Origin of the sequence: Thalassobacillus cyri, from assembly GCF_900107755.1 — a bacterium.
GTDB classification, from domain to species: Bacteria; Bacillota; Bacilli; order Bacillales; family Halobacillaceae; genus Thalassobacillus; species Thalassobacillus cyri.
The window spans coordinates 79,366-92,361 of the sequence record NZ_FNQR01000013.1; the positions used below are offsets into that span (position 1 = coordinate 79,366).

The 12,996-nt window shown below is 43.4% G+C and carries 18 protein-coding genes; all 18 read right to left on the reverse strand.

Annotated elements, in window-relative coordinates:
- Complete coding sequence (gene fliR, locus BLV00_RS15060) at window positions 1-780, reverse strand: flagellar biosynthetic protein FliR (RefSeq protein WP_093045798.1); 780 nt, start codon at window positions 778-780, stop codon at window positions 1-3.
- Between the two features lie 3 nt (window positions 781-783).
- A complete protein-coding gene (fliQ, locus tag BLV00_RS15065; protein WP_093045799.1) occupies window positions 784-1,053 on the reverse strand; it encodes a flagellar biosynthesis protein FliQ in 270 nt (89 codons plus the stop codon).
- 18 nt (window positions 1,054-1,071) lie between these two features.
- A complete protein-coding gene (fliP, locus tag BLV00_RS15070) occupies window positions 1,072-1,737 on the reverse strand; it encodes a flagellar type III secretion system pore protein FliP (protein WP_093045800.1) in 666 nt (221 codons plus the stop codon).
- Complete coding sequence (locus BLV00_RS15075) at window positions 1,730-2,404, reverse strand: flagellar biosynthetic protein FliO (RefSeq protein ID WP_093045801.1); 675 nt, start codon at window positions 2,402-2,404, stop codon at window positions 1,730-1,732. The genes fliP and BLV00_RS15075 overlap by 8 nt, the downstream gene beginning before the upstream one ends.
- A 19-nt stretch (window positions 2,405-2,423) precedes the next feature.
- Window positions 2,424-2,786 carry a response regulator gene (locus BLV00_RS15080; RefSeq protein WP_093045802.1) on the reverse strand — a complete coding sequence of 121 codons (363 nt, stop codon included), beginning with the start codon at window positions 2,784-2,786 and terminating at the stop codon, window positions 2,424-2,426.
- Window positions 2,787-2,810: 24 nt separating this feature from the next.
- Window positions 2,811-4,022 (reverse strand): flagellar motor switch phosphatase FliY, encoded by a 1,212-nt coding sequence (fliY, locus tag BLV00_RS15085; protein WP_093045803.1) that lies wholly within the window; start codon window positions 4,020-4,022, stop codon window positions 2,811-2,813.
- Complete coding sequence (fliM, locus tag BLV00_RS15090) at window positions 4,012-5,016, reverse strand: flagellar motor switch protein FliM (RefSeq protein WP_093045804.1); 1,005 nt, start codon at window positions 5,014-5,016, stop codon at window positions 4,012-4,014. The genes fliY and fliM overlap by 11 nt, the downstream gene beginning before the upstream one ends.
- 35 nt (window positions 5,017-5,051) lie before the next feature.
- Entirely contained in the window at window positions 5,052-5,474 is a 423-nt protein-coding gene (gene fliL / locus BLV00_RS15095; protein ID WP_093045805.1) for a flagellar basal body-associated protein FliL, read from the reverse strand.
- A complete protein-coding gene (locus tag BLV00_RS15100; RefSeq protein WP_093045806.1) occupies window positions 5,471-5,686 on the reverse strand; it encodes a flagellar FlbD family protein in 216 nt (71 codons plus the stop codon). Before BLV00_RS15100 ends, fliL begins: the two co-directional genes overlap by 4 nt.
- Before the next feature lie 47 nt (window positions 5,687-5,733).
- Complete coding sequence (gene flgG / locus BLV00_RS15105) at window positions 5,734-6,582, reverse strand: flagellar basal body rod protein FlgG (RefSeq protein WP_093045807.1); 849 nt, start codon at window positions 6,580-6,582, stop codon at window positions 5,734-5,736.
- A gap of 88 nt (window positions 6,583-6,670) precedes the next feature.
- Window positions 6,671-7,042, reverse strand: a complete 372-nt coding sequence (locus BLV00_RS15110; RefSeq protein WP_093045808.1) for a TIGR02530 family flagellar biosynthesis protein — start codon at window positions 7,040-7,042, stop codon at window positions 6,671-6,673.
- Between the two features lie 19 nt (window positions 7,043-7,061).
- Window positions 7,062-7,505, reverse strand: coding sequence for a flagellar hook assembly protein FlgD (gene flgD, locus BLV00_RS15115; protein WP_093045809.1), 444 nt, complete (start codon window positions 7,503-7,505; stop codon window positions 7,062-7,064).
- A 9-nt stretch (window positions 7,506-7,514) separates the two neighbouring features.
- On the reverse strand, window positions 7,515-8,843 hold the full coding sequence (locus tag BLV00_RS15120) for a flagellar hook-length control protein FliK (RefSeq protein WP_176791595.1): 1,329 nt from the start codon (window positions 8,841-8,843) through the stop codon (window positions 7,515-7,517).
- Window positions 8,844-8,873: 30 nt separating this feature from the next.
- On the reverse strand, window positions 8,874-9,455 hold the full coding sequence (locus BLV00_RS15125) for a MotE family protein (RefSeq protein WP_093045811.1): 582 nt from the start codon (window positions 9,453-9,455) through the stop codon (window positions 8,874-8,876).
- A 4-nt stretch (window positions 9,456-9,459) separates the two neighbouring features.
- Complete coding sequence (fliJ, locus tag BLV00_RS15130; RefSeq protein WP_093045812.1) at window positions 9,460-9,909, reverse strand: flagellar export protein FliJ; 450 nt, start codon at window positions 9,907-9,909, stop codon at window positions 9,460-9,462.
- Entirely contained in the window at window positions 9,909-11,228 is a 1,320-nt protein-coding gene (gene fliI, locus BLV00_RS15135) for a flagellar protein export ATPase FliI (protein ID WP_093045813.1), read from the reverse strand. The genes fliJ and fliI overlap by 1 nt, the downstream gene beginning before the upstream one ends.
- Window positions 11,218-11,988, reverse strand: coding sequence for a flagellar assembly protein FliH (gene fliH / locus BLV00_RS15140; RefSeq protein ID WP_176791598.1), 771 nt, complete (start codon window positions 11,986-11,988; stop codon window positions 11,218-11,220). Before fliH ends, fliI begins: the two co-directional genes overlap by 11 nt.
- Entirely contained in the window at window positions 11,981-12,991 is a 1,011-nt protein-coding gene (fliG, locus tag BLV00_RS15145) for a flagellar motor switch protein FliG (RefSeq protein ID WP_093045815.1), read from the reverse strand. Before fliG ends, fliH begins: the two co-directional genes overlap by 8 nt.
- Window positions 12,992-12,996: the final 5 nt, after the last annotated feature.

The following is a 12,996-nucleotide window of genomic DNA, read 5'->3' on the forward strand; positions in this document are numbered from 1 at the left end:
TCAGGCGCCTCCAAACAGCTGCATCAAGCCTCTCATTGTGGCGAGCATAGTTTCAAATAGGTTTTCGATCAACATCATGAATATTCCCATCGATAGGAACAAAACGGCCAGGGCTACTAGTATTTTCAAAGGAAGGCCGACAACGAATACATTCAATTGCGGCACGGTCCGGGCTACGATACCTAACGCGACATCCACAAGAAACAAACAGCCTACAACAGGCACTGCCATCAAAAAAGCGATGATGAACATCTGGTTGAATGCCTGGATGACGAACGCGGCTATATTGCTGTCTCCAATCGGAATCCAGGTCTGCATGGGAATCAATTCATAGCTGTAAAAGATGCCATCCAGCATTAAATGGTGACCGTTCACCACTAATAAGAACAATAAAGCAAAAGTATAAAGATATTGACCAATCAATGGGCTTTGGGCTCCTGTCTGCGGATCAATGACATTAGCGATCGCAAATCCCATTTGAAAGTCGATGAATCCTCCTGCAATTTGGACAGCAGCTAATATGATATAGGCAATCAAGCCGATCATAATTCCAACAAATGCTTCCTTTAATAAAAGGAGTATGTATGTACCGTTCGGCAAAACGAGTGGAATATCAATCGTAAAAAACATCAATAGTGCTAAAAAGAAACTGAACCCGACTTTATGCTGAGTCGGTACATTGCGGTAGGAAAAGAGTGGCAATGTTACAAAAAAAGCTGTAACCCTGACTAAAATTAATAAAAATGCAGGAATGCTTGCCAGATTAATAGTTTCGAGCATAATCTAACCTACCAATATATTAAGATTTTTGAAGATATCCGCGGTGAATTCTACTACCTGCGTCAGCATCCATGGCCCAAAAAAGATCAGTCCAAGCAAAACTGCAACGATTTTCGGGATGAAGGCAAGTGTCTGTTCCTGGATCTGGGTGGTCGCCTGGAAAATACTGACCAGTAAACCGACACCGAGTGCTAATATTAGCAATGGACCGGTTACCATCAATACTGTATAAATCCCTCTTTCTGCCAGAGAGATGACCATCTCACTGTTCATCTAACCTACCTCCTATCCCTAAAAGCCTTCCAATAAGGAATGCGTAATCAAATACCATCCATCAACCAGTACGAATAATAATATTTTGAACGGCAGGGAAATCATTACAGGGGGGAGCATCATCATCCCCATTGACATTAAGACGCTGGCCACTGCCATATCAATGACAAGAAACGGTACGAATATCATGAACCCCATTTGAAAAGCAGTTTTTAATTCACTAATAGCAAAAGCAGGCACGAGCGTTGTCATTGGAATATCCTGAATGGCTTCCGGCCGTTCCATTTGTGCGTAATTCATAAACAAAGCAAGGTCCTTTTGTCGCGTATGCTTCGCCATGAATTCCTTCATAGGAGCGGCCGCCTCTTCATAAGCTTCATCTAATGTAATCTCTTCATTGAAGAGTGGCTGCAATGCTTCATTATTCACTTCCTGCAATGTCGGAGCCATGATGAAGAAGGTTAGAAACAGGGCGATCCCTATCAATACCTGGTTGGGTGGCATCTGCTGGGTCGCAAGAGATGTCCGTACAAATGACAGGACAATGAGGATTCGCGTAAAGCTGGTCATTAAAATAAGAATACCTGGTGCCAATGAAAGAACGGTAAACATTAACAGGAGACGCACAGCTGTCGAGACATTTTCAGGATCAGAGCTTGAAAAGATTTCTACGAATTCATTCATCGTGATGATCCTCTCGCTGCTTCTTGTTATGTAAAAGTCGTTGCCGGTTTTCTTTCAGGTCTCCAAGTTCACCCTCAAACAATTGTTGGAATTGCACGGAAGAAGATTGCTGGTAGGTTTCCGGTTTCTCATTGTCTTTCTTTTTGAAAAAGCGGAAAATCAACTGGTTATCCAGCGTCTCTTCCTGATCTGCCTGCATTAAATTTTGTTTAGAAGCCTCATCCGTAATTTCTGTCACCATTTCCACATTCTCACCCACTCCGATCACTAATACACGATCTGCAATTCGGACAAGCTGAAGGGAGCGGTTTGGTCCGAGCGAAAGGCCTCCTATGTTTTCCAGCTTACGATTTTTTTGAAACATCTTATTTTTTCGATTGAAAAATTTCAGCAGCCCATAAATCAACCCCAGAACCAATAACAGTGAAAATAATAACTGGACCAGGTTCCAGGCCATTGAGTCGTTTGACGGGGCAGCCTCTTTATTCTGTCCTTCTGAATCCCCCGGCGCTTCACCAGCTCCTGTCCCACCTTCTGCACAGCCCTCCAAAGCTGGATTTTTCGTACAATCGATGACGGAAGGGCTTGCTATTACCAAATTCGGCGATAAAACGGTGGTGACAGAAGCCAGGATGACCAGGGTGAAGATCATCACTTTGTTAATCATAGCAGCCTCACTTCTTCACTTAATCTAATGCTTTCTGAATTGCTTCAATAACTCGATCTGCCTGGAATGGCTTGACGATAAAGTCCTTTGCACCTGCCTGGATAGCATCGATGACCATCGCCTGCTGCCCCATAGCTGAACACATGATAATTTTGGCATCGGGATGACGTTGTTTGATTTCCTTCAAAGCAGTGATGCCATCCATTTCGGGCATTGTTATATCCATAGTCACCAGATCTGGCGAAGTCTCTTCATATTTATCAATAGCCTCCTGGCCATCTTGAGCTTCACCCACCACTTCAAATCCATTCTTAGTTAAAATATCTTTTATCATCATCCGCATAAAAGCGGCATCGTCAACAATCAATACTTTATTAGCCATCTAAAAATTCTCCTCTCCATGCTGCTATTTAATTTTTTTAAGCCTATCTTTAGGACTTAATATATCAGTCACCCGGACGCCAAAGTTTTCATCGATGACGACTACTTCGCCTTGGGCGATCAACTTATTATTGACATGAATATCGACTGGTTCACCAGCAAGCTTGTCCAGCTCAACTACAGATCCTGAAGACAATTCTAAAATATCTTTGATGGTACGTTTTGCCCTGCCCAGTTCCACAGTCACCTTCAAAGGTATATCCAACAGCATGTCTAAATTCCTTTGTTCATTGGAAACCATTTGGTTATTACCAAAATCAGAAAACTGAGCAGACTGGATAGCTGTATCCGGATTAGGTTGTCCATTTCCTCCTAACAATTGAGCGTCCTGCCTGGATGCTTCGGCTTTTGTAGTCGGATGCTGCCTGGAGTGGGAGGTTGGGCGGGACGAATGGCTTTCTTCTCCTGAACTCATTGGAGATGGTGTTTGTCCTTTATCAGAAAGCTGCTGAACTCCGGCATGATTTTCCTGCGCTGCAGGATTTAATAACTGATCGACTAGTTCTTTGGCAAAATGGTATGGCAAAAGCTGCATGATATTAGAATCTATTAAATTACCAACTTTCAAATTGAAAGAGATTTTAACTAAAATATTTTCATCCGGTATATAATCAAGTCCTTCATCCTCCGGAATATCCAACATATCAATGACCGGCGGAGAGATATCGACACGCTTCTCAAAGACCGTCGACATACTGGTCGCGGCTGAACCCATCATTTGGTTCATCGCTTCCTGCACGGCACTAAGATGTATTTCATTCAATTCATCTGCTGGTGAAGATCCATCTCCGCCAAGCATCAAATCAGCAATAACGGCCGCATCTTCGGTATGGATGATCAATAGATTTTCTCCGGAGAAACCATCTGTATAAGTCACTTTGATTGCCACATTCGGTTTAGGAAACTCTTCATGCAGCCGATTCCTATCGACCACCCTCGTAGTAGGTGTGGTGATTTCTACTTTTTGATTCAGCAACGATGATAATGCGGTGGCAGAGCTCCCGAAGGAAATATTCCCAATTTCGCCCAGGGCGTCTTGTTCTAATTCCGACAAATACTCATCCACATTCACATGTTGGTTTGAACTGCTTTGTTCATTGCTATCTTCCTCATCGATACCACTGCCATTTAACAGGGCATCAATTTCATCTTGAGATAACATATCATCATTCATCATCGTCATCTTCCCCCCTTTTGATTTCTTCGAGAATCTGTACGGCCATTTTTTTACGTTTTTTTCCTGGCTGTACATAGAATTTAGGTTCCTCATCAATACATAGCAGCATTGGTTCACTGATTAATTGATCAAGTTGGATGACGTCATTACGATTCAAGTGAAGAAATTCCTCAATCGAAATATCCGCTTCTCCTAAAATCGCTTTCGCTTCAATCGTCGTCTTTTTTATCGACTTGGAAAGTGCCTGATATTCTTCGGGCTTGCTTTCTTTCGGTTGCTGGTTCTGCATCCAGTAATGGACAGAGAGCTTAGGAATGATTGGTTCTAAGACTACATGTGGGATGCAAATATTGATCATGCCACTCGAATCGCCGATTGTCGTATTCAAAGAGATGACAACCACTGTCTCGTTAGGTGACACCATTTGGAGAAACTGAGGGTTGACTTCGAATTCTTCCATCATTGGATCCACATCAACGATAGAACTCCATGCTTCCTTTAAATTGTCAGCGGCATGTTCAAATAACTGGCTCATAATCGTCGTCTCGATTTCCGTCAAATTTTCCACCTTATTTACACTTGCCCCACTTCCCCCCAGCACCCGGTCAAGCATCGTATAAGCGATATTAGGGTTGATTTCGAAGAGGATCCTTCCATTCAATGGCGGGAGGCTGAAAATGTTTAAAATCGTCATTTTTGGTATCGAACGGATGAACTCTTCGTATGGGACCTGATCGACAGAAGCAACTGAAATATTCACATACGTACGGAGCTTCGCTGAAAAATAAGTGGTTAATAAACGCGCGAAATTCTCATGGATTCTCGATAAGCTTCGGACCTGGTCTTTTGAAAACCGGAGCGCACGTTTGAAATCATATACTCTTACCTTTCTTTCTTTTTCTTCTTCCTTCAATTCTTCCGCATCCATCTCCCCTGTGGAAATAGCGGAAAGAAGGGCATCAATTTCACTTTGGGAAAGAACCTCTTCTGCCAATAATGTCACCTCCGTTCAGGTGTAGAACCTTTTTATCATTGCAAAACTTTTTTAATGGTATATACATCTGTGACTTCGCCTTTTGTCATCATTTCATTCAACTTCAATTTCACCGTAGTTTCCAACTGACCGAGGCCTGACTTGAACTCACTCACTTCCATGGAAGCAAGTTCTTTGATCAGGACGTTCTGTAACTGAAAATCGCGTTTCTGCAATTCTTCATTGGCATCTTTGCTGTCTGTTACAATTCGAAATTGAATACGTACGAAACGATTATCTTTCAAATCCGTTGTGATTTCTTCTGTTTCATAGGAGGTCTCGATAATTTCATCGATCGATCGCTTCCCTTCCACTTTTTGTTGCTCACCAATGTTCAGTACGATAATAAGTGCTACGATTCCAAGCACCGTCAAACTCGATAGTACAATCACCATTGATTTGAGTAGTTTGGAATTCATTTTTTATCACCCACTTCTTTCCATCGGCCTGCCAGACCAATCTCCTGATAGAACTTTGTGATACGCGATTTGATTTCTTCTTCATCCTCTTTCACAACCAGTTTTTTTCCGGTAGTCGTAGTTAGGGTTGCATCCGGGCAGGACTGTATTTGTTCTATGTATAAAGCATTAAGTTGGAACGTTTCTCCGTTCAACCGTGTCAGTTTAATCATATATGGGAGGATTCAAACCACTGGTTGAATCCTCCTCCCTCCCTTACTTATCGCTTCAGGTTGACAAGCTCCTGCAGGATTTCATCGGATGTCGTGATGATTCTGGTATTAGCCTGGAAACCACGCTGCGCTGTAATCATCTCTGTGAATTCTTCTGAAAGGTCTACGTTGGACATTTCAAGCGCGCCAGCTACTGTCTGGCCTGTGCCATTTTCACCAGGCGCGGATAAATCCTGCAATACATCAAATGCTCCAGCATTATTAGTCGCCCGGTACATGTTGCCTCCGATTTTCTCCAAACCTTCCGGGTTAGCAAAGTTAGCAAGGCTGACACTTCCTGCAGATTGAGCCTCATTATTTTGATCTACATAAGTCACTTCACCGTTACTTTGCACACTGAAGCTTTGAGCAGTGGCAGGAATATTGAGAGTCGTTGGTGCATCATTGTCATCTACACCTACGAGATATTGTCCGTTACTATTAACGATGTTCCCTTCTGTATCAAGGTAGAAGTTGCCGGCTCTTGAGAAACTTAAAGTTGAATCCTGTACTGTACCGTCTGTACCTAAGTTTTCTGCTAATACAAACATCCCATCACCTTCAATAGCTAAATCAAGTGGTCGATTGGTTGTCTGGCGATTGCCTTGGGTATGAATCGTATCTACCGACCCCATTTTGGAACCCAGCCCTATTTGGGAAGGGTTTTTCCCACCAAGTAATCCATCAGCTGAAGGACCCTGAGCTCCTGAAATCGTTTGACTCATCATGTCTTGAAAAGTGGTACGGCCTTTCTTGTAGCCGAATGTATTGACATTGGCAATATTGTTACCGATTGTATCCAGTTTGGTTTGGAAACCTTTCATTCCTGATATTCCAGCGTACATTGAACGTAACATGAGACTGACATTCCTTTCCTATTCGCATGTATTTGTGAACTACTTCAATCAGTCAGCAGTCCTGCAGGCCTCCCTTTCCGGGTCCAGCCTATTTATCCATCAAAATCGTTCCATTGATATTCGAAAATATTTTTGTTGCCGCTTCCTTGCGGTCCATTGCTGTGATGACTGTGCTATTTTTGGTACTGACTACTATCGCGGCATCGGGTAGCAATACCAATGAATCTGTGATCCCCTTTTGCTTTGCTTCACTCATTTTATGGGCGATATTTTCCCATTGAGTTTGAGAAATATCGATGTTTCTTTCCTTCAGCCGCTCTCCGGCATGTTTGCTTACCTTCAGCTTTTGGGCATCTGTTAAGATTTCCCTGAATGAAACACCTGATGCTGCTGCTTGCGATTTCAATTGTGTTTTAGGTAAAGGCAGCGGCTGGTGCAGCTGGTGGATACGTGGTTCCATGACATCCCCTTCCTTTATATCATTCTGTCGTCAGATCACTCACTCTTGAAATAGACTGGACATCGACCGTCTTACCATTCTTCAATTCCAGCAGGACTTCGCCGTTTTTTTGACTGACAGCAGTAACTACTGCATTCTCCTGGCGGCTACCATCGCCATTCTCTGCCTCATCTATCGGGTAAGTAACTTCTTTTCCGATCAAAGAACTATATTGAACCACTGGTGCAAAAGATTGTGATTCGGTCATTTTCTCCATCGCCTTTGACATGTTCATCATCTGCTCTAAGCTTGAAAAACTCGCCATCTGGGAGATGAATTCTTTATCTTCCATTGGATTCATCGGATCCTGGGTTTGAAGCTGCGTCATCAAAATTTTCATAAAATCGTCTTTATCCAATGTGGAATTCGTTGATCCTCTCGATGGCTGCTGGTTTAAATAAAGTGAAGCATCGACTTTGGTCATTCCATTCACCTACACTTTCTCGTTCAATAAAATTTCCTGGAAACTATCTTCGTTTTCATTATTCTCTTCTTCTCGATCTTGCCTCTTAGCAGTATGTTGTTGACGGGATTGTTCATCACTGCCGTTGGTTTGTTGGTCTTTCGATTGGAATTGTTGCTGTGCAGTATTCATATCCGCCTTTTCAACGACCACCTGTTGCGGTGAGAACATATGACGAAGCTGCTGCATATTACCCTCCAGCATTTCTTTAGCGGCTTGAGAGGTCACGATGATTTTTACAGCCATTTCTCCATTCAACTGTGTCATTTTAACTACAACATCTCCAAGCTGAGCGGGTCTGAGTTTCAGCTGCATTTCCATAGAACCATTTTTCAACAGCTGAAGATTACTGGATTTCAAGACACGATCGAACTCCTGCATCATTTGTTTTTGCATCCCTTCAGTCGATTTGTTTTGATCTATATGGATCATGAATTGTTCCACTTTGGTCAAAGCTCCTGTAGGAAGCGAGGTTTGCTGCTTCGTACCCTTGTCATCCGCACTGTACCTGTTCAAAGCGTGCTGCAGCCATTTCGTCATATCTTTTGTCGTCACCTGGGATTGACTTTGATATGCCTGATTTTGTATAGCTGTACGGGATTGGTACCATTTAATCAAGTCCCGCAGGAGAGGCTCGTCCGAGATGTTTGCCACCTTCTGACCCTGTGCTGCTGCTTGCTGAGAAGTGCTATTACTTCCATTTTGTTGAGCTATCCATTGTTCTAATGATTGAAGCAGTTGTTTTGGTAGTGTTCCGAATTGGGTTCTACTTGTACCTGAGCCACTCCATTGCTGTGCTTGTTGTATTAAATCTTTGATATGTATAGCTAATGTCAAGTTCTCCTGTTCCATTACTTCCCCTTCCGCTGTGCCTGTCGCGGGAGTCGAAGCTAAAGATAAAGGCGCAGGAAAAAATATGTGGTTTCCCGCAGATTGTTCTTTTGTCTCAGTGTTATCCCCTCTAATTAACAGTTTTAATGACTGTAAATCTTCGACGGAAATTTCCGATGAAAGCTGTTCGAAATCTTCCATTACTGCTTTTGGCAAGAGACTTTGAAGTTTATCTTGAAGGTCTGTCATCTCGGTTCCTTGAGAATCCTCGATTGCCGACAACAATTGCCGGCTCATTCCGGCTGGGGTAGCTGTTCCGGAATCCTCTCCCTCTCCTTTTTCTAAAGGAAGAGCTGCCAATACGTGTTCAAAGGTACCTGCATCCCCGTTGGGAACCGTGTTTTTTTGTACCTTCCCATTCTGTGATGAGGATGTAAAGAAAGCCAGTTTTATTGCATTGGTATTCACGTAATCACCTCCTTTCATCGGGTCCTATCATTAATTTCCTCTCGTTATCAATAAGCTTGTCAATGTGGCAGCCTGTTCTGGATCCAATTCTCCAAGGATATTTCCCCGCTCGCTATTTGGCAGGTTACGAAGCACGGTAACTGCAACCGGCTGATCTAAGTTGCCGATGATTGCTGCAGCTTGCCCGGGATCCATATCTTTAAACGAAGAGGAAACCTGCTTGACTTGTGCATCTTTATTTTCGTCTGTGCTTTCTTCCATTGACAGCTTTGCTTCTAAATCGCCGACTTGCTGTTCTAACTCCTCGATGGTTGCGTTTTTCCCTGCTATGTCTTGCTCCAACTGGTCAATCGTGTCGTTTTTTTCATCTAAGCTATACTGCAACTTATTGATCCTCTGTTCTTTGCTCTTTTCTTCCTCGGAAGGAAACAAAGATTGAACAACTGGAACATCTTTCCCATACTTGGCTGCCATATCACCAAGGTTGATTCCTGCTATCATCAATACAATCCATGTCAATGTGACAGCAAAGATGACGGGAATGATGATGACAAAAAAGAACCATTGGAGACGATTTGTGCTGACTGATTCTTTCGGACGTGATTTTGCCATAACTTCACCTGTTTCTTTTGATTAAAAATTGACGTAAAGAAAGCTCATCCATTTGTCTTTTTTCTGCTTCCTTCTGTCGAACTTGCCATTTTTCCACTTTTTTATCGATCAATTTATCAAATTTCTTTACTTCCACATAGGCTTCTGTCAATTTGTGCTGACAATGCTCCATTTCACTTCTTGCTTTTTGCACTTTTGGCTGTAGCTGCATTACTCTCTGATCAAGTCGCGCTATAAAATCTTGCATTTGAGCAAAGTAATGCGCGGACAATTTTCCGTTTGCTAATTTATCATGCAGCAATTGTTCGGTGGCTTCTTTCTTTTTCAATGTTTCATATAATTGTTTTGCAGCTTCCTCAAACTTACTCATCGCTTGCTGGTAAGCTTCCTGCGCAGTCAATTTATCATTTTCATGGATATCCCGAATTTTATGGAAAGCATGTAGACTTGCCATCAGTTATCACTCCCACGATTAAGCTCTTTCAGTTGAATCAGCGCTTCTGTGAATGGTGCCTGTTCATGGGTGCCTTGCTTTAAAAAACTGATTATGTTCGGATACGCACGAATCGCTTCATCCACTTCGCGGTTAGCTCCTTTTTTATAGGCGCCAATTTGAATCAATTCACTATTTTCTTCATATGTAGCGAGCAGCGATCGCAAACGATCGGCAGCTTGTTTGTGCTCTTCATCCACTACTTGATTCATCACCCTGCTGATTGATTTCAGCACATTAATGGCTGGAAACTGATTTTGTTCCGCCAACTTTCGATCCAGCACGAAATGGCCATCCAATATCCCTCTTACTGTATCAGCGATTGGTTCATTCATATCATCGCCATCCACCAGAACCGTATAAAAAGCCGTGATGGTTCCCTGTTTACTCGTACCTGTCCGTTCCAATAATTTAGGCAGGACAGCGAATACAGAAGGGGTATAGCCTTTAGTGGTCGGAGGCTCTCCCGAGGCGAGCCCGATTTCCCTCTGAGCCATCGCTACCCTTGTCACCGAGTCCATCATCAGATTGACCTGATAGCCTAAGTCACGGAAATACTCACTGATAGCGGTCGCTGTATAGGCACCTTTCATCCTCATCAGTGCTGGCTGATCGGAGGTAGCGGCTACAATAATGGATTTTTTCAGTCCTTCCTCACCTAGATCATTTTCTATGAACTCCCTGACTTCTCTGCCTCGTTCACCGATTAAAGCAATGACATTGATTGTCGCCGAACTGTTGCGGGCAATCATTCCCATTAACGTGCTCTTTCCAACTCCGCTTCCGGCAAATATGCCGATTCGCTGACCTTTCCCTACAGTGAGCAATGTATCAATAGCCCGTACTCCGACATGGAGAGGTTCTTTAATTGTCGGTCGAGACAAAGGATTCGGCGGAGACTGTTCCGTTGGATAGGACCGAAGCCCTTTCGGCAGGAGGTGATCATCCAAGGACTCTCCCATAGCATCGACGACTGATCCAATTAAACCTGGCCCGACTTTTATCTGCAGCGGGGAGCCGGTAGCTTCGACCAGACTTCCCGGACTAATTTCCCTCACTTCTTTGAAAGGCATCAATAATATGTTCTCATTATGGAATCCCACTACTTCCGCTTGGATAGTTTTGCTGGTATGGGAGGGCGTATGGATAAGGCATACATCCCCGATCGAAGCTTCCGGTCCTTTTGATTCAATCATCAGCCCGACTACCCGGTGGATTCTTCCATACCTTTTATATGTATCCATTTGATCAATGGCTTCCAGATAGTTTTTAAGATTCAATGAAACCGCCCTCCTGGGAAACTTCCAGCAATTGTTTTCTGAGCTCGGTCAATTGACTATCGATAGAAGCATCAATACTCCCGAATGATGATTCGACCTTGCAACTGAATGGTTCAAGTTCAGTTGTCGGATAGATTGTCAAAACCGATTTGCTTGAGGTGAATAGTTCCAATTCATCTTTTTGAGCTAAGACAAGGGAGTATTGATCTGGATGGACAGAAACAATCACCTCCGGTTGACCGTGGACTTCCGCGATCACCCTTTTAACTAGTGGGAGAAAATCCTCCGGCGTTTCTGTCAATTGATGTTTCATTATTTTTTCAGCAATGCGCAAAGCGATTTCAAGGATGGTGGTCTCGCTTGAATCAATGATTTGCTGATAATCTTCTTTTGCCTGCTCAACCACTTGGCGCGATTCTTTGATATGACCTTCCGCTTCTTGATAACCCTGTTGCCTGCCTTCTTTATATCCTGCTTCGAGCCCTTCTTTCCGGGCTTTTTCCACCAGATTGGACTTTTCTTGTTCCCATGCTTGTTTTTGCTGCTCAATAATCTTTTCAGCCTCTTGAAGCCGTTTTTCGGTCTCAAGCTCAGCTTCCTTCAGTTTTCTGTCCGCTTCTTGGAGCTTCTGTGCAATCTCCTCTTCTTTTATAAAAAAGGATGTTTCTGTAGCTCGTTCCATTTCTTGTTCAGCTACCTGAATGGGTCTAAGCTGGATAAGCCTGGTCTTTTCTTTTTGATTACCAACAATATCAGACAATGATATCGTCACCTCCGCCACGTGCAATCACTATTTCACCTACTTCTTCTAATCGCCGGATAACCGCCACCGTACGTGTTTGTGCTTCTTCTACATCTTTTAGCCGGACAGGTCCCATGAATTCCATTTCTTCCTGGAAGGTTTCCGCCATACGCTGGGACATATTGTTGAATACGATCTCTTTCACTTCTTCACTCGCTACCTTCAGCGACAGGCGGAGATCATCGTTTTCCACCTCTCTGATGACACGCTGTATCGCACGGTTATCTAACGTGACGATATCTTCGAACACAAACATCCGCTTTTTGATTTCCTCTGCCAAATCTGGATCCTGAATTTCAAGCGCGTCCAGAATCGTTCGTTCTGTACTTCTGTCCACTCCGTTCAATACTTCCACAACTGCAGGGATACCACCGGTCTGGGTATAATCCTGTGTTCCTGTGGAGGATAGATGCCTTTCCAAAATCTGTTCCACCTGGCTGATGATTTCAGGTGAAGTAGAGTCCATCAATGCAATTCGTTTAGCGATGTCCGCTTGCATTTCCTGTGGCAGTTCAGACAGAACCTGGGCCGATTGAGCGGAATCCAGATAAGACAATACTAATGCAATCGTTTGCGGATGTTCATTTTGGATAAAATTCAAAATTTGAGCAGGATCCGCTTTACGTGCAAAGTCAAAAGGACGAACCTGCAACGAAGAGGTAAGGCGTCCGATGATATTTGCTGCTTCCTGTTCTCCCATAGCTTTTTCCAATACCGTTTTCGCATAGCCCACCCCGCCCTGGGTTATATAATCCTGAGCGAGAGCAATTTGGTGAAATTGCTCGAGGATTTCTTCTTTTTGTTTGGAATTCACTTTTTGCACGGAAGAAATCTCCAGGGTGAGTTTTTCAATTTCTTCCTCTGTCAAATGTTTGTATACTTGCGCGGACACGTCCGGACCAAGAGAAATCAGCAGAATGGCCGCTTTCTGTTTCCCTGTCAGTGCCTGTTTTTTCGGCATGTGTC

Bases quoted from the DNA above. Each gene is read 5' to 3' on its own strand.
- fliR (WP_093045798.1), bottom strand. From the start codon at position 780: ATGCTCGAAACTATTAATCTGGCAAGCATTCCTGCATTTTTATTAATT.
- fliQ (WP_093045799.1), bottom strand. From the start codon at position 1,053: ATGAACAGTGAGATGGTCATCTCTCTGGCAGAAAGAGGGATTTATACA.
- fliP (WP_093045800.1), bottom strand. From the start codon at position 1,737: ATGAATGAATTCGTAGAAATCTTTTCAAGCTCTGATCCTGAAAATGTC.
- BLV00_RS15075 (WP_093045801.1), bottom strand. From the start codon at position 2,404: ATGATTAACAAAGTGATGATCTTCACCCTGGTCATCCTGGCTTCTGTC.
- BLV00_RS15080 (WP_093045802.1), bottom strand. From the start codon at position 2,786: ATGGCTAATAAAGTATTGATTGTTGACGATGCCGCTTTTATGCGGATG.
- fliY (WP_093045803.1), bottom strand. From the start codon at position 4,022: ATGATGAATGATGATATGTTATCTCAAGATGAAATTGATGCCCTGTTA.
- fliL (WP_093045805.1), bottom strand. From the start codon at position 5,474: ATGAATTCCAAACTACTCAAATCAATGGTGATTGTACTATCGAGTTTG.
- BLV00_RS15100 (WP_093045806.1), bottom strand. From the start codon at position 5,686: ATGATTAAACTGACACGGTTGAACGGAGAAACGTTCCAACTTAATGCT.
- flgG (WP_093045807.1), bottom strand. From the start codon at position 6,582: ATGTTACGTTCAATGTACGCTGGAATATCAGGAATGAAAGGTTTCCAA.
- BLV00_RS15110 (WP_093045808.1), bottom strand. From the start codon at position 7,042: ATGGAACCACGTATCCACCAGCTGCACCAGCCGCTGCCTTTACCTAAA.
- flgD (WP_093045809.1), bottom strand. From the start codon at position 7,505: ATGACCAAAGTCGATGCTTCACTTTATTTAAACCAGCAGCCATCGAGA.
- BLV00_RS15125 (WP_093045811.1), bottom strand. From the start codon at position 9,455: ATGGCAAAATCACGTCCGAAAGAATCAGTCAGCACAAATCGTCTCCAA.
- fliJ (WP_093045812.1), bottom strand. From the start codon at position 9,909: ATGGCAAGTCTACATGCTTTCCATAAAATTCGGGATATCCATGAAAAT.
- fliG (WP_093045815.1), bottom strand. From the start codon at position 12,991: ATGCCGAAAAAACAGGCACTGACAGGGAAACAGAAAGCGGCCATTCTG.